The sequence below is a fragment of the Pseudidiomarina sp. WS423 genome (assembly GCF_050750165.1).
GTDB lineage: Bacteria > Pseudomonadota > Gammaproteobacteria > Enterobacterales > Alteromonadaceae > Pseudidiomarina > Pseudidiomarina fusca.
On the sequence record NZ_JBOJLN010000024.1, the window covers coordinates 1 to 19,272 of the forward strand.

Annotated in this window: 19 protein-coding genes and 1 pseudogene; 10 read left to right on the plus strand and 10 right to left on the minus strand. The window is 45.7% G+C overall.

The window, feature by feature from the left end; all coding sequences use genetic code 11:
* Together ACQ661_RS12120 and ACQ661_RS12125 are read left to right on the plus strand one after the other, a co-directional pair.
* A partial coding sequence (locus tag ACQ661_RS12120) for an IS3 family transposase (RefSeq protein WP_431668512.1) occupies positions 1-249 on the plus strand: 249 nt, incomplete at its 5' end.
* A 45-nt stretch (positions 250-294) separates the two neighbouring features.
* Positions 295-690 (plus strand): hypothetical protein, encoded by a 396-nt coding sequence (locus ACQ661_RS12125; RefSeq protein WP_313933401.1) that lies wholly within the window; start codon positions 295-297, stop codon positions 688-690.
* Positions 691-1,039: 349 nt separating this feature from the next.
* Here ACQ661_RS12125 and ACQ661_RS12130 read toward each other — a convergent pair whose 3' ends face one another.
* The 4 genes from ACQ661_RS12130 to ACQ661_RS12145 form a co-directional block, all read right to left on the minus strand.
* The gene (locus ACQ661_RS12130; protein WP_313933402.1) at positions 1,040-2,428 is read right to left on the minus strand and encodes an RHS repeat domain-containing protein; all 1,389 of its coding nucleotides are present in this window, start codon (positions 2,426-2,428) and stop codon (positions 1,040-1,042) included.
* Positions 2,429-2,479: 51 nt separating this feature from the next.
* The gene (locus ACQ661_RS12135; protein WP_153827329.1) at positions 2,480-2,797 is read right to left on the minus strand and encodes a hypothetical protein; all 318 of its coding nucleotides are present in this window, start codon (positions 2,795-2,797) and stop codon (positions 2,480-2,482) included.
* Positions 2,766-2,915 (minus strand): hypothetical protein, encoded by a 150-nt coding sequence (locus ACQ661_RS12140; protein ID WP_162014643.1) that lies wholly within the window; start codon positions 2,913-2,915, stop codon positions 2,766-2,768. The genes ACQ661_RS12135 and ACQ661_RS12140 overlap by 32 nt, the downstream gene beginning before the upstream one ends.
* 1,081 nt (positions 2,916-3,996) lie before the next feature.
* On the minus strand, positions 3,997-4,170 hold the full coding sequence (locus tag ACQ661_RS12145; RefSeq protein WP_153827330.1) for a hypothetical protein: 174 nt from the start codon (positions 4,168-4,170) through the stop codon (positions 3,997-3,999).
* Between ACQ661_RS12145 and ACQ661_RS12150 the strand changes: the two genes are divergently transcribed.
* From ACQ661_RS12150 to ACQ661_RS12160, 3 genes are read left to right on the plus strand one after another with little or no spacing between them, the layout of a single operon-like run.
* A complete protein-coding gene (locus ACQ661_RS12150) occupies positions 4,169-5,416 on the plus strand; it encodes a TolC family protein (protein WP_110076958.1) in 1,248 nt (415 codons plus the stop codon). The two genes, ACQ661_RS12145 and ACQ661_RS12150, sit on opposite strands and share 2 nt — an antisense overlap.
* The gene (locus tag ACQ661_RS12155) at positions 5,413-6,639 is read left to right on the plus strand and encodes an efflux RND transporter periplasmic adaptor subunit (RefSeq protein ID WP_110076959.1); all 1,227 of its coding nucleotides are present in this window, start codon (positions 5,413-5,415) and stop codon (positions 6,637-6,639) included. The genes ACQ661_RS12150 and ACQ661_RS12155 overlap by 4 nt, the downstream gene beginning before the upstream one ends.
* Before the next feature lie 11 nt (positions 6,640-6,650).
* The gene (locus tag ACQ661_RS12160; protein ID WP_313933406.1) at positions 6,651-9,788 is read left to right on the plus strand and encodes an efflux RND transporter permease subunit; all 3,138 of its coding nucleotides are present in this window, start codon (positions 6,651-6,653) and stop codon (positions 9,786-9,788) included.
* Positions 9,789-9,881: 93 nt separating this feature from the next.
* On the opposite strand, the gene ACQ661_RS12165 is transcribed toward ACQ661_RS12160, so the two are convergent.
* From ACQ661_RS12165 to ACQ661_RS12185, 5 genes are all read right to left on the minus strand, one after another.
* On the minus strand, positions 9,882-10,820 hold the full coding sequence (locus ACQ661_RS12165; RefSeq protein ID WP_313933409.1) for a bile acid:sodium symporter family protein: 939 nt from the start codon (positions 10,818-10,820) through the stop codon (positions 9,882-9,884).
* Positions 10,821-11,324: 504 nt separating this feature from the next.
* The gene (locus ACQ661_RS12170; RefSeq protein WP_431668515.1) at positions 11,325-12,629 is read right to left on the minus strand and encodes a type II toxin-antitoxin system HipA family toxin; all 1,305 of its coding nucleotides are present in this window, start codon (positions 12,627-12,629) and stop codon (positions 11,325-11,327) included.
* Entirely contained in the window at positions 12,629-12,871 is a 243-nt protein-coding gene (locus ACQ661_RS12175; protein WP_153827263.1) for a helix-turn-helix domain-containing protein, read from the minus strand. Before ACQ661_RS12175 ends, ACQ661_RS12170 begins: the two co-directional genes overlap by 1 nt.
* A gap of 169 nt (positions 12,872-13,040) precedes the next feature.
* Positions 13,041-13,301, minus strand: coding sequence for a hypothetical protein (locus tag ACQ661_RS12180; RefSeq protein ID WP_110076963.1), 261 nt, complete (start codon positions 13,299-13,301; stop codon positions 13,041-13,043).
* Positions 13,302-13,487: 186 nt separating this feature from the next.
* Positions 13,488-14,258: a type IV toxin-antitoxin system AbiEi family antitoxin gene (locus tag ACQ661_RS12185; protein ID WP_431668517.1), complete on the minus strand. Its 771-nt coding sequence runs from the start codon at positions 14,256-14,258 to the stop codon at positions 13,488-13,490.
* 592 nt (positions 14,259-14,850) lie between these two features.
* Between ACQ661_RS12185 and ACQ661_RS12190 the strand changes: the two genes are divergently transcribed.
* The 4 genes and pseudogenes from ACQ661_RS12190 (at position 14,851) to ACQ661_RS12205 (ending at position 18,205) form a co-directional block, all read left to right on the plus strand.
* The gene (locus tag ACQ661_RS12190) at positions 14,851-15,471 is read left to right on the plus strand and encodes a DUF6088 family protein (RefSeq protein ID WP_431668518.1); all 621 of its coding nucleotides are present in this window, start codon (positions 14,851-14,853) and stop codon (positions 15,469-15,471) included.
* The gene (locus ACQ661_RS12195) at positions 15,471-16,529 is read left to right on the plus strand and encodes a nucleotidyl transferase AbiEii/AbiGii toxin family protein (RefSeq protein ID WP_431668522.1); all 1,059 of its coding nucleotides are present in this window, start codon (positions 15,471-15,473) and stop codon (positions 16,527-16,529) included. The genes ACQ661_RS12190 and ACQ661_RS12195 overlap by 1 nt, the downstream gene beginning before the upstream one ends.
* Positions 16,530-16,927: 398 nt before the next feature.
* Positions 16,928-17,227: pseudogene (locus ACQ661_RS12200) on the plus strand (IS3 family transposase); the annotation flags it as partial.
* Positions 17,228-17,380: 153 nt separating this feature from the next.
* Positions 17,381-18,205 (plus strand): hypothetical protein, encoded by an 825-nt coding sequence (locus tag ACQ661_RS12205; RefSeq protein WP_431668520.1) that lies wholly within the window; start codon positions 17,381-17,383, stop codon positions 18,203-18,205.
* A gap of 233 nt (positions 18,206-18,438) precedes the next feature.
* Here the strand turns inward: ACQ661_RS12205 and ACQ661_RS12210 are convergent, their stop codons facing one another.
* Positions 18,439-18,840, minus strand: a complete 402-nt coding sequence (locus ACQ661_RS12210; protein WP_418055302.1) for an integrase core domain-containing protein — start codon at positions 18,838-18,840, stop codon at positions 18,439-18,441.
* Positions 18,841-18,892: 52 nt separating this feature from the next.
* Between ACQ661_RS12210 and tnpA the strand changes: the two genes are divergently transcribed.
* Positions 18,893-19,186, plus strand: coding sequence for an IS66 family insertion sequence element accessory protein TnpA (tnpA, locus tag ACQ661_RS12215; protein WP_313932688.1), 294 nt, complete (start codon positions 18,893-18,895; stop codon positions 19,184-19,186).
* Positions 19,187-19,272 lie beyond the last annotated feature (86 nt).

Genomic DNA, 19,272 nt, shown 5'->3' on the forward strand with positions numbered 1-19,272 from the left:
TATTTAATTAAAAAACATAGGCTTACTCAGAGTATGAGCCGAAAAGGAAATTGTTGGGATAATGTCTGTGCCGAAAGCTTTTTTCACTCATTAAAGGTCGAAGCCTTGCAGGACGAGCCCATCATGGATCGAGAAAATATGCGCCGAGCAGTCTTTGAGTACATCGAAGTTGATTACAACAAGACAAGAAGGCATAGTGCTATCGGCTATCTCAGCCCAGAGAACTTTGAATTAAAAAATAGTGCTTAGCAAAGTGTCCACTTTTAGTGGTACGGATCAGTAGCAGGGGAAGCAATGTCTAAGTATTTTCGAATCACGATACTTATAACAGCAGTACTATACACAGCATTCTTTTTCATGCCGTATCTATGGCAACATATTTATACTGAAGAAGTCGTTTATATTCTGGCCGCGTCTGGCACAGGCGGAATGCTCGAGCCAACCAATCCGTTTCCTTATATCTATTCTGTATTATATGTCCTCAGCCTTATTGGGCTTTATACATATAAGAAATTAGCTAAATGGTTATTCTTCATCATTATTATTTTTAATCTGCTTATTGGTCCATATCTACTTGGTTTCAGTGTTTCGATTTACTTAGATATGTCAATAGGTTATTTACTTTCCCTTTTTGAGGGGGCACTAATGTTGATGCTATTTAGTAAGGAAGTAAATAGCAAGCTGAAGTAAATTAATCACTCTTGGATATGAGCTCGATGATCCAAGGTAGTAGCCATTCGATATCATCACTACGGTCAACTTTTGGCCACGGCGCGAGCAGGTTCATCAAGTAGTCAACTGGCTGTAGATTATAGCCATGAGCGCTCCAAACAAGCTACAAAACACTGCCAGTCAAAGTCTAGTTTTGCAGCACAGTGTTAGGTGTAACGCTCTTGGTAGTAACAAGCGCTTGCTTTGACTTCGCCTCGCTGGTTCAAAATTACAGTAATAATAGTTCTAATGGGCGAGGCGGATTGTTTTCCGCCTCGCTTCTAATTGCTAGCTCATAAAGATAAATTTACTCTTCCGGTCTGGTAACCTAAAATCCTCGAGGGTTACCGGCATGCGCAGGTGCCGTAATCATATGATTGACGAAGTCCCTGACGCTAAGCTCAGTACCACACCTACAAGGGCTTTCCCCTTGCGCAAGCATTATAGGCCCAGTAACAATCATTTCGTCAGCCCCGGTTGGGTTATCAGATGTACATATTTTATCGTAAAAGCCTCTCTCGCTGTTCGCTGTTGGACAAACACAAGGAGCTGGGGCTTTCTTCATCGTAGCGAATGCATAAAGCGCCTCCCCCATTGCCATAATTTGGTCATGTCGATAACCGAGATCACGAAGTTCGCGGTATTGCTGATTATTTGGATTTATCGTTCTAACTACTCTTTGACGGGTTCCATCAGGATCAATCTGTATAAGCGGATCGCTTTCAACATAAACATACGTATTCATCCCGCCGCTCAACCCAATCGGATCTGACTGAATATAGCGCCCCGTGCTTGGGTCGTAATCACGATGCCAGTTCTGCCATGTGCCGCTCTCGCTGTCCCAGTACTGACCTGGGAAGCCGATATTCAGTGCACCAATGCTAGAGCTCACAATACTGCGGTCAAAGCTTTGCAAATCGGCCTCCCAAACTACCGCTTTCGTGTCATCGGTCACTTTGTGCGGGCGACCTAAGTGGTCGTTGTGCACAAAGTACAATTCATCATTATAAACAAGCGCAACCAACTCGCCTTCAAGCCAAATATAGCTTTTCACATGTGGCCCGTTCTTGGTTTCGCTCAGTAGTTCGCCGCTCTGGCCATACAAAAAGTGCCAGTCGGTCGTGGTTGAGCTCTTCGCGACCCGTTGCCCGTTAGTGTCATACCAGTTTTCGTAGTAAAACCCTGATGAGCGTGTCAGCCGGCGTACGCGATTATCACCGCCATAGGTCCAAGTGTGGGTCTCTTTTTGCAGCTGATTACCTGCATTGTCATAACTCCATATCGATGCATAGCTACCACTGGCTCCGACACGGTGCCCGGTCAGTTGGTTGCTGTCGGCATCGACTCTATAGTACTCATTGTTAAATCGTGTGCGATTGCCGTTGGCATCGTAATTGTAGACTTCTAGCGAGTTGCCATTGCGCTTACGCTGCGTCAAGCGCGAACGATTATCGTAGGTAAAACTCTCGAGCTCTGAGCCTAACACATCTTCAATGCTGACGATGTTGCCAGCGCTGTTATACGCCAACTTAGCTTGTGAGATGTAAGGCGCTTGAAAGTAAAAGTTCTGATATTCAGTGGTCAATGGCGCCCAACCGCCGCCCACGTAGGATGACTTCAACTCATAACCGCTCGTATACTGCCGAAACGCGCTCAGGTCATTACCATAGGTGCCGTAACGCAACGGTCCAAAGGCTTCATGATTGAGCATCGTCATTACCGGCTCTCGGACGCCGTTTATCGTCACATAAACCGCTGACGGGCGCCCTTATTTCACAACCATACCGTCATATTCGTAGTCCACCAAGATACCCGATGGATAGCTGATTTCAATCACACGTCCTTCATCATCGTACACCCATTGTGTGGTATAGCTAGCACCTAAAATGCTTCGCGTCATGCTCGCCAGTTGACCTGCTGCGGTATAGTCATAGTCTGTGGAGCCCGCGCGGTCGGTGGTACGACACAGCTTACCCACGCCATAGCTACAGTTATCGTAGCTGAATGTTTCGTTGACATCGCCAGAGCTGCGTTGCGTCACACGCCCGATACCATCATAACTGAGTGTGGTACTCGTCCCGTTCATCCTGGTTTTCTGAAGATGGCGTATCACCAGCGCCTCCCCCCGAACCACCGCCACCACCACCGAGCTGATAATCCTGGTCGCCGCCTATACCCGGCCATCCGCCATCTAGATTTGCCATGTCATAACATGCTTGTCCTGCAACAAGAACAGTTTCGTACCTTGGCGTGCCATTTGGGAGTGTTCCGTTCGGCCTCGATACCTCTGTATATGTGGTCCAACAGATTTCCTGAGAAGCCTGCGCATGTAATGTGAAAGGAGTGATGAAAATACTGAAAGCTATTAGGCTTCGAATCGCTAGTTTCATGAGGCAACGTCCATGCAAGTTAACATAAAGTAACTCGACCGCATCACAATTGAAACAACATACCAACATTTTGGTATTCGATTATTCTCGGTGTTGCATGAACGTCAGTGTGCATGCTGATAAACATGGAATTTTTTCCACCTCAAAACTCAGGTTTTAGGTCGATGATTGAGATTTTTTGTCGCAAGGCAGAGGTCAAAAATCGTCGGTTTTGGGGATGGTGCTCTGTGACCAATTTTGTTGTTAAATGGTCTCAAAAGGACGAGTATTTTTTAGAAAGGGAAGGCAGCAACACCGTTTAAGCCCATACCACGCCTGGCTTTATCTATTTACCACGGTGCTGGTGACTGCCCTCCGGAGGTAGAGGCCACAGGTTCGACTCCTGTCGGGTGCGCCATATCTGCAGGAGCTTCACGGTTTGTGAACACTAACACAAAAATTTTTGTGCCAAATCTGTGCCAAATTTATTCCTGCTTATAATATTGTCGCCCTTCAGCGCCGCTGATGCAGGCGATTTCCAGCCACTTTTTACTTTTGTTGAGACCAGTATTTAAGTGTAATAAGTCCAACACACCTTTCTAAGACGGTTGAATTCGATAAAAGAGAAAAAGCCGGTGATTGAGCCCATGAGATACATGTGGTAGCCTCTTTCTTATTTTGAAATGGTTTTTTCATCTGCAGGTTGTTCGTTTGCCAAAAATTATTTGGTCGTTGATCGTAGTCATTTTACTTCACAGTTTTTTTACCTGTGCGGTTGCCGCTGGGCATGTGGAGGATAGTAATCACACTTTCGATTATGCCTATCAACATCATACGCACAATGATCACGAGACGAAGTCACCCGACAACCTCGATCCAAACCACGAACATCAATTTCACGCACACATAAGCTGTATCACTGGTTATTCAATCTGTGCTGCGGCAACACCATGTCCGAATCTTGCAATCCCACATCGATTACTTCCTTTCGATAGTAACGACCATCAACCACCAACCCCACCACCAAATGCCTAAACTTCACGTCTAAAATTTGTGCATTAGCACGCCATTTTACTGTGGAGATAATCATGAAATTACTTTATTTCGTGATTGCTGTACTTGTGGGGTTACTTGCAACCTCATATTCAGCAATCGCAAATGAGTTATCATTGCGAGAGGCATTTGAGAACGTCTTGCGAGATAACCCAATCTTAAAGAAGTACCCGTATCAGCAACGTATGGCTGAAGCTGAAAAACTGCAGGCATCGCTGCGTCCAAATCCAGTTATCGGGTTCGAACTGGAGGATTTTGCTGGTAATGGTGAAAGCCAAGGATTCGACAGCGCTCAAGCAACATTGTCGTTCAGTCAGCTTATTGAGCTTGGTGGAAAACGCGAGCAACGAGTTGAGTATGCGAACGCGCGACAACGTCAGCGGGCCGCTGAGTTTAATTACGAAAAGATCGAAATCCTAGCGGAGACGGCTTATCGTTTTTACGAAGTTGTTCGGTTGCAGCAGTTGGCCGAGTGGAATAGCCATCAGCAGCAACGGCTCGATAGTGCAATGCAAATAGTCAAGGAGCGGGTCCGGTCCGGAGCTGTGCCACCATCGGAAGCAACTAAAGTTTCATTGCAACAACGCCAAGTAAGTGTCCAATCCGAAGAGATTGTTGGAAAGCTTGACCAAGCACGAGCGAACTTAAGTGCAATGTGGGCCGCTCAGCCGAACTTTACAGGTGTAGTCGGTAACTTTGATCAATCTTTTGATATTCCGTCACAAGCTGAAGTTGAACAAGCGGTCAATCAAGCGCCAGAGTTTCTTCGTTTACTGGATTCAGAAAGATTACTTGCGGCAAAAGTTGATGCTGTGAAGGCAGATGCTTCTGCCGACCTCAATGTTGGAGTGGGTATTCGTTACAACAATCAGCTAAATGACACTGGTCTTGTTCTCCAGGCGTCGATGCCTCTTCAACTTTCGAACCCAAATCAGGGAACTCTTGAGGCTGCTCAAACTGAGCGAGCGTTAATTTTTGAACAACAGCGGTTAGTACGGGAACAATTACGCGTTCACGTCAAGTCGCTATTGGGACGCATACAAACAAATTATCGCTACTTAAAGAGCATTCAAGCAGATTTATTGCCCCTCGCTGAGCAACTAGTCGATGAAACCACCGATGGCTATCGCCGAGGTATACATAGTCTTTTAGTTGTTCTTGATGCGCAAGATGAACTAGCACAGCTTGAGTATCAAACCCTTGAGCGCCGAAGCGCTATCCATCAAGACATTCTTGAGCTTGAGCGAATGACGGGTCAATCATTTTTGGAATCTAAATTATGAATTTTATAAAAGCAATTTTTACATTGATCGTTCTATGCGTAGCGCTAAGCCTATCAGCATTGAGTAATGCTTCAACTGAGCATGGCCATACGGAGACAGAGACCAAGGGGCCAAATGGTGGAATCCTATTAAGCGACGGTGATTTATCAGTCGAGATAACGATTTACGAAACAGGAATTCCCCCGGAAATGAGAGTCTACACCTACCTAAACGGAGAAATCGCAGCACCAAAGGATGTGGAGCTCTCGGTGACTTTGCATCGGCTTGGCGACGTCAATGACAACTTGAGCTTCACGCCAGAGAATAATTATCTGGTCAGTAATGAGGTGGTCACTGAGCCACATTCTTACGAGGTCTCGGTTGCTGTTAGTACGAAAGACCATCGTGCTACATGGCATTATGAAAGCTTTGAGGGAAGAACAACCTTGTCTGACCGCATCATTCGAAAGGCAGATATTTTGGTTGAGCGTGCGAGCCCGCAGACACTTGAGCTCAAAGAGCGCTTGTTTGGGGTTATTGCTCCAGTAACAGAAAAAATCATCTCAATTACTCCGACTTATAAAGGGAAGGTAACTGATGTTGAGGTTTCCATTGGCGACCAAGTTTCAGCTGGCCAGACGCTTGCGAAAATTATCAACGCTGCAAGTGGTGTCAGTTACGATGTTGTTAGCCCTATTAAGGGAGAGATTACCGAAAAGTTTGTATCTGTCGGTGAAGTGGTTAACGAGCAAACACTTTTCGAGATTGGTGACTTATCCTCGGTTTGGGTTGAGCTCTCAGCGTTCCCTGAAAACATCGAGAAACTTCAAGTCGGACAAACAGCGGAGGTTTACGACTTGCATCAACACGAGCGCGTTCGTGGAGAAGTGATCTACATTGCGCCGGTGATGACTGGAGGGCATATCGCTCGGGCGCGAGTGCTTATTGATAATCCGGCGGGTCATTGGCGGCCTGGTATGCATGTAAAAGCGGATGTAAATACCCGTCAGCGAGATGTAACTTTAGCGGTTCAAGTGGATGCCATTCAGTCTTTTCGCGACATGCCTGTGGTGTTTGCGCAGTACGGAAACACGTTTGAAGTTCGCATGGTAGAGCTTGGTGAAAGTGACGGAGAATATACCGAAGTGACCGGCGGTCTAGCTCCAAATACTCCTTATGTAATCGGCAACAGCTACATACTCAAAGCTGATGTTCTCAAAGACGGCGCGAGCCATGACCATTAAGGGGCGAATTTATGATTGATTTACTGATTCGGTTCGCCGTTCAACGTCGATGGTTGATCATGGCGGCAACAATATTGATAGTAGGTGTTGGCGTATTTAGTGCGCTCAAACTGCCCATTGATGCGGTACCGGACATTACCAATGTGCAGGTGCAAATCAACACAGAAGCCTCCGGCTATTCCCCGCTAGAAACAGAGCAGCGCATTACTTATCTGGTTGAGAATGCGATGGCGGGTATACCAGACCTTGACTACACACGATCAATTTCTCGGTACGGTTTATCGCAAGTAACCGTGGTGTTTGAGGAGGGAACTGATATTTATTGGGCTCGCCAACAAATCAGCGAACGTTTGCAGATGGTCAGAGGTGAACTGCCTGTCGATGTTGAGCCAGCGCTTGGACCAATAGCGAGCGGTTTAGGTGAGATCTTTACATACATCGTCAGCGCCGATGCTGATGCGCGAGATGAGAATGGTCAACCCTACACAGCAGAATCGCTTCGTACCTTGCAAGACTGGGTAATCCGTCCTCAATTGGTCAAAGTTCCGGGTGTGACCGAAATCAATACTGTTGGTGGCTATGAGCGCGAGTACCAAGTCTCTCCGCACCCCGGAAAGTTGCTCGCTTATAAAATCTCGGTAGACGATGTTTTTCGAGCATTGCAGCTCAACAATACCAACGCTGGTGCGGGCTATATTGAGCGTAACGGCGAACAATGGCTAGTTCGCTCTCCCGGTCAACTACAATCCTTAGTGGATATTCGTAATGTGGTTGTTACCAAACGTGATGACGCACCAGTGAGGGTGAAAGATGTTGCGGATGTGTCGTTTGGTGAAGAGCTACGAACAGGAGCTGCTACGGCTGACGGTGAGGAGGTGGTGCTTGGGACCGCAATGATGTTGATTGGCGAGAACAGTCGTATTGTGTCTGAAGCGGTTGCTAAGCGTCTGGAGGAGGTGCAGCTCAGCTTACCCGATGGTGTAACGGTCGAGTCCGTTTATAATCGTACAACTCTGGTTGAGAAAACCATTGCGACCGTCGAAAAGAACCTGTTCGAAGGAGCAGTTCTTGTTATTGTGGTGCTGTTTCTTTTGCTTGGAAATGTCAAAGCTGCACTCATTACGGCACTGGTTATTCCATTGAGCATGTTATTCGCTATCACGGGTATGGCGGCTAATCGTGTGTCCGGTAACTTAATGAGTCTAGGTGCAATAGATTTCGGCATTATCGTCGATGGCGCCGTCATTGTTGTCGAAAATGCCTTACGTCGGCTCGGATCAGCACAACAAAGGCTAGGGCGTTTATTGACGACCAAAGAGCGCTTACAGGAAGTGTTTGAGAGCACACGTGAAGTGTTTAATCCTGCGGTATTTGGTGTGTTGATCATTATGTTGGTTTACTTACCAATATTTGCACTTAGTGGCGTTGAGGGAAAAATGTTTCATCCTATGGCATTCACCGTTGTGTTTGCATTGCTGGGTGCGCTTATTTTTTCTATGACGTTTGTACCAGCCGCGCTTGCGATTTTCGTGAAAGGCAAAGTTTCACATGGTGAAAATCGTCTTATGCGCGGGGCTAGACGACTTTATGAGCCGCTTTTGAATACGTCTCTGAAACGACCCATTGTGATTGTCTTGGTCGGTTTGAGTCTGTTTATGGGATCAATCTATCAAGCCTCGAAAATGGGAACAGAATTCCTGCCACAATTGGATGAAGGCGACTTAGCGCTGCACGCATTGCGTATTCCCGGTACGGGCCTCCAACAATCGGTCGATATGCAATTGCAACTTGAGGAAGTGATTGCTGAATTCGACGAAGTAAAACGGGTATTTTCAAAAATCGGAACCCCCGATGTTGCGACTGATCCCATGCCCCCGAGTGTTGCAGATACGTTTGTTATTCTGAAGCCAAAGAGTGAATGGGCGGATGCAGAAAAAACAAAAGATGAGTTTGTTGCTGAGTTGAGGGAAGCTGTCGAGCAAATACCCGGTAACAAATATGAGTTCACGCAACCCATCGAGATGCGGTTTAATGAGCTGATCGCGGGTGTTCGTGCAGATGTCGCTGTGCGTATCTACGGTGACGACCTCGACCAGTTGAAAGCGCTCGGTGATGAGGCTGTAGAGATCATTGCTGGCGTTGACGGTGCGGCAGATGTTCGAGCAGAACAAATGACCGGCTTACCAACATTGTCAGTGACACCGCAACGTGATCATCTCGCGCTACTTGGATTATCCGTTCAGGACGTTCAACGTGCAGTTCAAAGCGCTGTCGGCGGTTTAGTTGCCGGAACAATTTATGAAGGAGATAAACGGTTTCGGTTGATGGTTCGTCTGGATGAATCTTGGCGCACAGATATCGAAGCGTTAAGGCAGCTGCCTGTTACCGTGCCCCAAGCGAGCAACCCGGAGCTTCAGTACGTCCCATTGGGGGAAATCGCAGACGTTGAACTGACGGTTGGGCCCAATCAGATCAACCGGGAAAGTGGTAAACGCAATGTCATTGTAAGCGCCAATGTTGTCGATCGTGATTTGGGGTCATTTGTTGAGGACATTCGGCAACAGTTACAAAGCGATATATCACTACCAACTGGATATTGGATCGATTATGGCGGCACGTTTGAGCAACTTCAATCAGCGTCTCAGCGTTTAGCAATCGTGGTACCGTTGACGTTATTACTTATCTTTGGACTGTTGTACAGCGCATTCAACTCACTGACAAATGCCTTAATTATATTCACCGGTGTGCCGCTCGCGCTCACAGGCGGTATTTTGGCTCTCTCATTACGCGGTATGCCTCTGTCAATCTCTGCGGCTGTTGGATTTATTGCGTTGTCTGGAGTTGCCGTGTTAAACGGTGTGGTGATGTTATCGTTCATTCAACAGTTACGAGATGAGGGCAAAGCTATCATTGATGCTGTGTACGAGGGTGCTCGTCAACGATTGAGGCCTGTGCTTATGACGGCACTAGTGGCGAGCTTTGGGTTCATCCCAATGGCGTTTAACACAGGCACGGGCGCTGAGGTTCAACGGCCTTTAGCAACGGTTGTCATTGGCGGAATTGTTTCGTCGACATTGTTGACGCTGGTTGTTCTGCCGGCGCTTTACCTGCTGATAAGCAGACTCAGAATAAGATCGTCTCATTCGTAATCTTGCTGTTTTGGAAGTTGGGTCGAAAGATCCAACTTCCATTCAAATACCCCCGAGCCATCATTACTAATGGCGAAGATACACCTATCGTTTTCAATCGTTTATTTTGGTCATGTCGCGAGCGAGAAGTTTAGCGACAATAGGTGAAGTAATCATTTGAATGACGGCAAAAAATGCAGCGGGAATTGCAATTTCAGGGGGAAGCCGAGATGCAGCAACAAAAGCAGCGGCAATGCTAAACTCCTTTTTACTGACTGTAAAAAGATAAGTGATCATTTCTTGTCGGTCATTGGTAAACAACCGGGACGTCATACCAACCAAATAGCCCATTAGATTAAGGCATAATGCTGCTCCGCCGATCACAAACGCATACCAGCCGTAACCAATGATAGTTTCAGCATTCGGCCCTACAACAGCGAGCAGTATCAAAAGATAGATCACCGAGCCGACACCTGCATAAGTTGAGTCATGTCGTGCAAAGAAGCTCGAAAAACGCGTGCGTAAACTAACACCGACGACCGTTGGAACAAGAACGACCAACATCAACTCAAGAATAATCGTGGCTAAGGGAACGGTTAGCTGAATGCCTGTTAACCATAAAAATAAGAAGGGAACGATGAATGGCGACAGCGCAGTATTGACTGCGTTAAAGACGGCCGCTAAAGCAACATTGCCTCGAGCCATCAGCACTAATAATGGCGAAGAGACATCTGTTGGCAGCGTGCCGAGTAGGGCTTGGCCTGCCGATAACGAGCCGCTGCCGAAGAAAAGTCTTCCGGTCAGCCATCCTGCAATCGACATGGGTCCATAAACGAGACCCAACGCCCACAATTGCCGTGATGGTTTACGTAGCACCATTCGTACATCGTGCGCATCAAAGGTTAAACTGATGACCAGCATTAACAAAGCCAGTAGTAGTCCGATAGAGCCTTCAAAGAAGCGTCCCGTTTCGGGCAGAAGTAATCCTAGCGCTGCGACACTGATGACAAACCAGACAAGGTTGGATTCAATAAAAGAGAAAAAGCGAGAGATATGTAAATCCTTTTTACTTGGCGGACAATTATGCTTTGTTTAGCGCGCTTATTCTGTTGCCAGAATTATACGTCAATTTGATTTGGCTGCCATGCTTACCACATAAATATAAGACACAAACTCCTGCGCGAACGGCCGCATTTGTCTGGCTAACTATCCTTTTTTCCATACCCTCTTGTGCCAAGTTTTGCAGGGTTTGGAGATAAAACGCTAAAACTTCTGGCTAAATGGCCTCGTTAAAATGCTCCTGAGCCCCCTACAGGACGGGGCCTGCACGGTTAGCACCTCCTCTCACCATTTAATGTCAGCCAGTCGCTATTTACTCCGGAGGCAGAGGTCACAGGTTCGACTCCTGTCGGGTGCGCCATTTTTAATGGTTCGTAGAAGAATAGTACTTACCAACTAAATATTCTATGGGACCAAACCACTTGAAGTTATCTCAGTTGGTCTAAATTTGTGACCTCAAGCTCAAAATACTGAATCGCGACTGATTTACTAGAAAGCTCATACCTTAAAACGTTCAAGCGCCTTCAATGTACCTTTGCGAATAGCTTCCGCGCTTTGCTCTGCGCGAACACTTATCGAGGCAGCTTCCTCAGATGCAATATCGAGACACGCTTCTAACTTGGCTGTGATGTTCTCAATTGTCGAATCCATGCGGTCTGGATCATAGCCAACACTCTTTGCGTGCGTTCTCCAGTGCCGAGGAAAAATCGTATGCCAATGATAATGCCGATTCTTACCATTCACGGCCATCGCCATTTTTATTTTTTTTGGATGTAAATTGCCTACTTGCGCGAATCCATACGCTGATAATACGTCATACAAGGGGGTCAGCCGATATCCTTTGGGGGTCAGTGCCAGACTAAAGTTCTTTGCATGCCCGTCTATAGCAGCGAAAAGCCAATACAGTAGCTGCGCTGACATAAATGTATCCTGATCACGAACCGAAGCCGTAGATGTAGATAAAATATTCATGATCTCTTTAGCGCTTGGGCCACCATGCTCCTCATATTTTGAACCGCCTGCCACAGCAAGCGCTTGGCAGAAATCTTCTTGTGGTAGGCGATAAATCTTGTTCCCGATGACCTTTCTATCAAAGCGTTCAATAATCAAAACATCTTCACCATTGAAGCTGTCAATTTTTGTATGGGCTACCGGCAATCCAAGTGCCTGAACAACACGCATACAAAACCATTCGTTTTCAACGCTGCTCGATAAATCAGGTTCACCTGGGCGAGTTATGATTCGCGGTTTCAATATGTGCGTTGTTGGTGTTTGGCCTACAGGGATACCCCACTGTCCTTGCCAAAAAGTCAGCGCCGTTTTCTCTTGAGCGCCGGCAAGTGAAAAACGAAATGCATTCTCATGCAGCATACCGAGGGTTTTGCCGGTTCGAGAATCTGCTATGAGTTGGCCGATTTGTTCTTCATTCAACGGGATTATTTCAACGTCAGGAACCGGCTCGGGCTCCGGACTGGCAGCGAAGGTTAATGCGCCAATACAGTCTTTGCCAACCGTTTGGAGCAAATCAAAAGGTTTTGTACTTTTAGCCCCAAGCCTATCCACAATCGTTTTACGAACATCCGGACTGTCGGGCAACAAATTATCAAAGTAAGCGTTTAGAGCTTCGCCGGAATATTCCTGCTCAGTTAATGGTATGGATATGGAGATTGCCCGTGCAAACTTGGATTGTAGCCAACTATCTGAATATCGAAAACTCAAGTTATTCAGCCGCGACGTCAACGTGCCAACGAACTGATCATTCATGTGGCAATAGAGTGTATTCTCATGTTTGCGTCGGCCCATTACCAAATAACCTCGTTGTTATTTGAGGTGCTTTGTTCCACAGCGTCTGCGTTTAGCTGAATTCTGAGCGCTGCAAAAATTCGCAGCAAAGTTGATGTGTGCATTTCTCCGGTACGTTCAATCGAAGACACGCTTCGCTGCGAAAGATCGGTTAACCTTGCGAGTTCCTTTTGTGTGTAGCCCTGCTTCTTTCGGTGCGATTTAATAAGTGTCGCTAAGTCGGCTGGGCGCTGAATAATCATGAGTAAACCTCATCGATGTAGTCGGGTTCATAAATAGGCACAGATGAAGTGTAGTACATAAACCTATAAACATGAAGTAGACATCATAAATTTAACCTTATGATGTTTACTTCATTAATTAGTCCTCTGTAGTCGCCCCGAAAAATCGGAGCCGTCATAAATAGAATTCTCAACTCGCCAACAAAGCCGATAGCTTTTCCAGCTGCAGCTGATAAAACTTTGGGCTCTCTTTTTTAAATTTTGCTAAATTCATCAACTTCCACTTTACCGATGGAAATTGATGATAATCATAAACAGACCAGTTCGGCTCTAATTGATTAAAACTAAGCCGAAATTGCTTGTCCGCCTCGCTCAAACTCCGACGTATCGTATCTATCAACTTGAACCCTGTTGCTTCAAAATCAGCATAACTAAATACAACATTGCTCATGCCTTCAAACTGGTTTTTAAAAGCTGCCCTTTAGTCACGTAAGTTGGGGGCAAGCATTTCATGTGTTGGTCGATTGCTACTAATCAGCGCGAATAACAAGCCCCGTTTGATTTCATCGGTAAACCTCTTTCGCGATTTCCGGCAACACATCGAGTAGCAATTTCACCTGTTTTCTGTAAGCTTCATTCATTCCATTGACTCCAGTTCCTTTGGTACAGTGATTTGGTATTTCGGGATGTAAACACCGCTCGCTACTATCGCACGCTTACCCGAGCCTAGGTTTACACTGCTTAAATCAAGATATTGCATCCAGTCGTGATTTGCTTTCTCGGCCAGATAAAGAAATAAGCGTTTCACTTTTATTGAGTTACAGGCTTCTAACAACTTTTGCACGGAGGCGGGCCGCAAGTTATTGAGGCCCTCCATAAGCTCGTAAGCTTCCAGTAACGATTGTGATTTGGGTGCAAGATACAGACACTCCATGATGGCTCGCGCTGGCTCTGATACTTTAACCGTGAACTGTTTATGTGGTATTTCGGTTAAACCGATTTCGGCCGGCAGAAAGTTGGATAACATGTACTTGACGTTAACGCTCCAATCTTGTTTTTTAAACCACAAAGGCACATGCTCGCCATGAGCGCCAAATAGCTGCACGTGCTTTGGGGCAAGCTCTAAATAATGCGCCTTGCCTTGCAACCCCAGGGCAGTTTTTCCGCCAGGATGTAACGATAAGCCGAGCTGAGTTTGCATGGCGTACACCCCACCGAGATAATCCACGTGGTCGCCATAGCGTATTAAAGCACCGGCACCGATACTCTCAAACCACTGACTTTTTTTATAGCGTTGCTGCAAGTCGAGGCTGTAGCCATTTTCAACAAGCCAAGATGAACAGAGCACGACGCCCAATGGTTGGGAGCTCAGCAGTCGGTTTAATTTTGATGATATATCCGCACTCATGGTACCAACCTGTTAATCATTTCAAACTACAGGTTAGTTTATATTTTCAATTATGTCAGTACTAATGGTGCTAATTTTTATTAAATTTCAAACCCAAAAGCCTATCGATGATTTAGATAAATTGTCATTCCACTAAAGAAGACTGGTGCTCCACATCTGAATAATCAGAGATACGGCCCCCCCCCACGAGCGTGGGGAAGACTCGTGACTTGCTTCTTCAGAGCGGCTCGCTTCGGAAACACCCCCACGAGCGTGGGTGTAGTCACCCCGAAAAATCGACGCAATTATAAGTGGGAAGTTGAATAATAGCGAAAAGATGCAGGATATGACCCAAATATTTTTACTTCATCCAACGGCCTTTCATGTCGATAAAACACGAAATAATCGACAAACAATCCTGTTGCGTCGATAGACTCGACATAGGTAAAAGTACGCATCTCGAGTCTTTAGAAGTATTTACAGCCGCCGTCTTACCCTTACCCAAATAATTGGTTATGTGGATCAAACAATCCTGACATCAATGACCATGTACATTGGGCAATTAAAGGTGTATATTTAATCAACACAGCATTTCATAGTCAGGATTATCTCAATGTCTATCACCGCACAAATTGAGTCTCGGATTGCTCGCATGAGAAAAGGTGTTCCTTTTTCCATAGAGGGATTTTATGAGCTAGGTACGGAAAGCGCCGTTCAGAAAGCTTTTAGCCGACTGGCAAAGTCAGGCGAGATTGTGCGTGTGTCAAAAGGCTTTTACGTTCGTCCTAAGTCCATAGAAAGCTTACCGGGTGCGAAGGTAATGCCCAGCCCGGAAGAGGTAGCAAAAGCCTGGGCGCGAAGTCATGGATATAAGCTTGTTTCGCATGGCTTTGAAGCGGCTTACCGACTGGGGCTGCAAACTCAATCTCCGGCTCGAACCATGTATTGGACGAATGGCCCTTCGCGTGAATTCAAAGTCGGAAACTCAGTGGTTCAGGTGAAACACGTCGCGTCCAGCAAGCTTAAGTGGCTGAACCAACCTGAAGGACTGATTCTTCGAAGCCTTTCGGTGATGGAGCCAGAGCATTTTAAGCCAGAGCAATTCCGTAAGGTATTTAATCGGCTGTCGTTGACGGAAAGTGAGAAGAAGCGAGTTCTTAAGAATCTCAAGCATTCCACATTGAGCTCTCAGTGGCGCCATAAACTCATGCAAGTTGAGAGTGCGACAGTGTGATGGGCATATTTGACTATTATAAGACCGACGCTAAACGAGCCGAGTTAAAATCAATCCTCGACTATGCTGCCCAGAACTCCGCCAGAGGTTTGGGTGCTAATTTCTTAGAGAAAGACATTTGGGTAACCGAAATTTTGCGGTTGCTTTACGAAGAAGATTTATTAGATGGCCATGACGTGGCGTTCAAAGGTGGAACGGCTCTTAGTAAGTGTTATAGCACCATCGAGCGATTCTCTGAGGATATTGATTTATCGATTCATTGGGCTGACTTAGCAGAATCAGATGATGAAGCGGCTGCGTGGGCGCAAACAACCAAAAGCCGTAATCAACGAGATAAGTTTAGGCGTGCTCAGGGTAAGCGATTAGAAGCCTGGGCTAACGATTTCGTTCAGAGATTGAATAAGCGGCTCTCAGGTTATGGCATTGAGGGCCTGAGCGCTGAAATTGAAGAGGGCTCTGGTGGTGAGAAAATCGACATTCACTTCCCACATGTGGCATTTCAGTATGGCTCGTACCAACTGGAGCATGTACTGCTCGAATTTGGCGGCCGTAACCGGGGCCGGCCGACGGTTTCTAAACCGGTAACGACTTACCTGTCAGAAATAGATGAGGTTTCAAAGTCACACACCTTACCGAAAGTCGCAGTGGAGGCTTACCACCCGGATTACATTATTTGGGAAAAGCTGACCGCGCTTCATCAATTCTGCACACAAGAGAACGCGCCTGATACGGTGCGGTTGTCCAGGCATTGGTACGACGTAGACTGCATTTTGAGAAACCTCGAGGAAGGCACATACCAAAGCGCCGAAGCACTGGAGAACGTTGTCGCGATGAAGTCCGCCAGGTGGGCGACTCGAGGTGTTTCTTTTGAAGACATTCTTTCCGGTGAATTGGTGTTAATCCCGCCCGACGGCTTGCTTAAAGAAATCAAAAGAGATTACGACCAGTCCGTAAGCGGTGGAATGTTCTTCAGTGCCCCTGATAGCTTTGCTGACATTATTGAGCGTTTAGCCGAACATCAAGATCTAATTAATCGCTTTTTGAACGAACGGCGTTAGTTTCGATATTTGGAATAAAGCGATCTCGTTTGTTGGCATTATTAAATTATAGGCTAATCTACACACCTAAAGTCCGGTTAAAAAGTGGAATTTTTTCCACCTAAAAACTCAGGATTTTTCGGATGTTCAGAATCTTTTGTCGCGAGGCAAAGGTCAAAAATTGAAATTTCCACGTCGGTATTCTGTGACCAAATTTATCATTAATTGGTCTTTAAAGTATCGATTTCGACGCCAAACAAAAAGTCACAGCACCGCTTAAGCCCTTGCCACGCCTAACTTTAACGATTTACCACCGAACCCACGACTGCCCTCCGGAGGCAGAGGTCACAGGTTCGACTCCTGTCGGGTGCGCCATTGCTGCAAGACTTTCCATACTTCATACCGTAAAACGCTCAATTCTTATTGTTCACAGCGACCGAGGTAGTCAATATTGTTCAAACGATTATCGAGATTTAATTAAAAAACATAGACTTACTCAGAGTATGAGCCAAAAAGGAAATTGTTGGGATAATGCCTGTGCCGAAAGCTTCTTTCACTCATTAAAGGTCGAAGCCTTGCAGGACGAGCCCATCATGGATCGAGAAAATATGCGCCGAGCAGTCTTTGAGTACATCGAAGTTGATTACAACAAGACAAGAAGGCATAGTGCTATTGGCTATCTCAGCCCAGAGAACTTTGAATTAAAAAATAGTGCTTAGCAAAGTGTCCACTTTTAGTGGTACGGATCAAAGCACAAGTTTCTCAGGTTATTCCTAGTAGCGGTGGTTGTAGTGGCCCTTCTGACGTGATCGTCATTTGTTAAATTTTTAGTGGAGGGGTACCCCCTCCACTCTTTTTGTGACATTGAGCTTATGAATCATTCTTTTAAGTCTATTTTTACTTTAATGACTATCCTAGTCATTGGGGGGTGTTCGTCTACTGTGGTACCTACACCTAAAGGTTATGAAACAATATATCACGTTGTGGATTTTAAAAATGGGGATGTCGTTGTCACTTCAGCCTTTCAGTCCGAGTCAAGAATGGAAATGACAGGTACAGTAGATCAAAGCTTAGACTTTGTTAAGTTACACTCTTTTAAAAACGATTGGGCAAACATAACATTCACTGTACATAAAGAAAATAGTCATTGCTCTTCTGATTATAGTGCGCTGAGCGCGAACTTGACGAAGACATTCTACAAAGGAATATTAAAGGCTGAAAATCTGGATATAACTATTAATTTCATGCCGTTGAAAAACTTTCTGATTGAAGAGCGCTTTTCGCCTGAAGATGCCTATAATTTCTATTATCCTGTTGATTTCTGCGATCCTGCTGTTTTTCCGAGAGGCGCTATTAAAGCCGCCGGAAAAGTAGTTCATGAAGTTTTTCATATTATAGCTTTTCATAATAAAAATATGCATATATCTAGTGAGGACGAAGAAGAAAGAGCACATATTTTGCAATTTTGTAATGGGGTTCTTTCCGAACATCATGTAGAGTTTTCAGAAGACTATTTTTCTTTGGATTTCGAATTAGAAAGATCGTCTATTATGGCTAATAATTTTAGTAGAACCTACAGAGATTCGGCAATTGGCCGCTTAAGTGCGATGGAGAAAGTACGAAATCATTTGACCTCTGACGTTTCTGATGTTGATTTTTGTGAGAAAGAAGTCAGTAGGATTTTGGTTGATATTTAAGAGCAATATGTTGTTTGGCATAATCAGAAAGCTGCGCACGATAAGGTCTGAGCATTCTAGACACCTTTTATTCTCAAGGAGAAGCTAGGCCCTCTAAAGTAGCTAAGAAAGCTGACTGGGGCCTGTCGGTTTACAACGATTAGCTGAGAAAAACTTCATGGTATTTTCTCTCGACATTCGCGACTTTGACAGGCCCCCATCATTAAAACCACTCGCTGAATAAATTGAGCTGTTCAATTTCCAACGGATGCCACAAACTGCGAGGGTGGCAGATTATTTGAAGCCCGGTGAGGGCAACTCTTGTTATAGTCATCCCGCCAAGCTTCGATTTTTAATTTAGCATCGGTTAGTGATTCGAAACAGTGGCAGTTAAGACATTCATCACGAAAACTTCCGTTTAGTGACACGATATACGCATTGTCAGTCGGCTTGCCTAGACGCGAGAAGGCTAGCTTCACTTTGTTCGCATAAGCCCAGAGGGCTATCATTTGGCCTGCAAACTCGCCGCCGTTTATGCAATAAATACGTGCTGGAGCGCCTCGCTGACGACAAAGTTGGATTAGTGTAGCGACTACATTTCCTAAACGTAATCGAGCCCCAATATCGTAACCGTAACAGCAACCACACCTAGGCATGTTTTTGCAGATGGCCTAATTTATCACCACGTTTCAACTAACGAGGTGATTTATGAGTCGTACCCATCGCAGCCATGCCCAATGGCTTGAACTGTTCGAAGCATTTGAGCAAAGCGGTCAAACCCAAGCAGCATTTTGTGCAGAACGAGATTTAAACCCAGCGTACTTTAGTAAGCGTCGTCGTGAGCTGCTCGAGGAAAACGATAACGGTTTTGTGCAAGCGCAACAAGTGATGCAGACTAACCATCATTCGCTGACGCTAAATTATGGCGGCCTAGCACTTACCTTGCCGCTGCACGTTGAGCCACATTGGTTGGCGCAGTTAGTAAAATCGCTTGCTGCATGAAAATGTTCGTAGAGCCATCGGCGATTTATTTGTACAAGCAGCCAGTGGATTTTCGGAAAAGTATCAATGGCCTCAGTGCCATTGTT

Excerpts from the sequence above, each read along its gene's own strand:
- ACQ661_RS12175 (WP_153827263.1), bottom strand. The coding sequence starts at position 12,871 with ATGATTATTCAGCGCCCAGCCGACTTAGCGACACTTATTAAATCGCAC.
- ACQ661_RS12130 (WP_313933402.1), bottom strand. The coding sequence starts at position 2,428 with ATGACGATGCTCAATCATGAAGCCTTTGGACCGTTGCGTTACGGCACC.
- ACQ661_RS12190 (WP_431668518.1), top strand. The coding sequence starts at position 14,851 with ATGTCTATCACCGCACAAATTGAGTCTCGGATTGCTCGCATGAGAAAA.
- tnpA (WP_313932688.1), top strand. The coding sequence starts at position 18,893 with ATGAGTCGTACCCATCGCAGCCATGCCCAATGGCTTGAACTGTTCGAA.
- ACQ661_RS12195 (WP_431668522.1), top strand. The coding sequence starts at position 15,471 with ATGGGCATATTTGACTATTATAAGACCGACGCTAAACGAGCCGAGTTA.
- ACQ661_RS12205 (WP_431668520.1), top strand. The coding sequence starts at position 17,381 with ATGAATCATTCTTTTAAGTCTATTTTTACTTTAATGACTATCCTAGTC.
- ACQ661_RS12185 (WP_431668517.1), bottom strand. The coding sequence starts at position 14,258 with ATGAGTGCGGATATATCATCAAAATTAAACCGACTGCTGAGCTCCCAA.
- ACQ661_RS12135 (WP_153827329.1), bottom strand. The coding sequence starts at position 2,797 with ATGAACGGGACGAGTACCACACTCAGTTATGATGGTATCGGGCGTGTG.
- ACQ661_RS12210 (WP_418055302.1), bottom strand. The coding sequence starts at position 18,840 with ATGCCTAGGTGTGGTTGCTGTTACGGTTACGATATTGGGGCTCGATTA.
- ACQ661_RS12140 (WP_162014643.1), bottom strand. The coding sequence starts at position 2,915 with ATGGCAAATCTAGATGGCGGATGGCCGGGTATAGGCGGCGACCAGGAT.
- ACQ661_RS12145 (WP_153827330.1), bottom strand. The coding sequence starts at position 4,170 with ATGATTATCTCCACAGTAAAATGGCGTGCTAATGCACAAATTTTAGAC.
- ACQ661_RS12150 (WP_110076958.1), top strand. The coding sequence starts at position 4,169 with ATGAAATTACTTTATTTCGTGATTGCTGTACTTGTGGGGTTACTTGCA.
- ACQ661_RS12160 (WP_313933406.1), top strand. The coding sequence starts at position 6,651 with ATGATTGATTTACTGATTCGGTTCGCCGTTCAACGTCGATGGTTGATC.
- ACQ661_RS12155 (WP_110076959.1), top strand. The coding sequence starts at position 5,413 with ATGAATTTTATAAAAGCAATTTTTACATTGATCGTTCTATGCGTAGCG.
- ACQ661_RS12125 (WP_313933401.1), top strand. The coding sequence starts at position 295 with ATGTCTAAGTATTTTCGAATCACGATACTTATAACAGCAGTACTATAC.
- ACQ661_RS12170 (WP_431668515.1), bottom strand. The coding sequence starts at position 12,629 with ATGGGCCGACGCAAACATGAGAATACACTCTATTGCCACATGAATGAT.
- ACQ661_RS12180 (WP_110076963.1), bottom strand. The coding sequence starts at position 13,301 with ATGAGCAATGTTGTATTTAGTTATGCTGATTTTGAAGCAACAGGGTTC.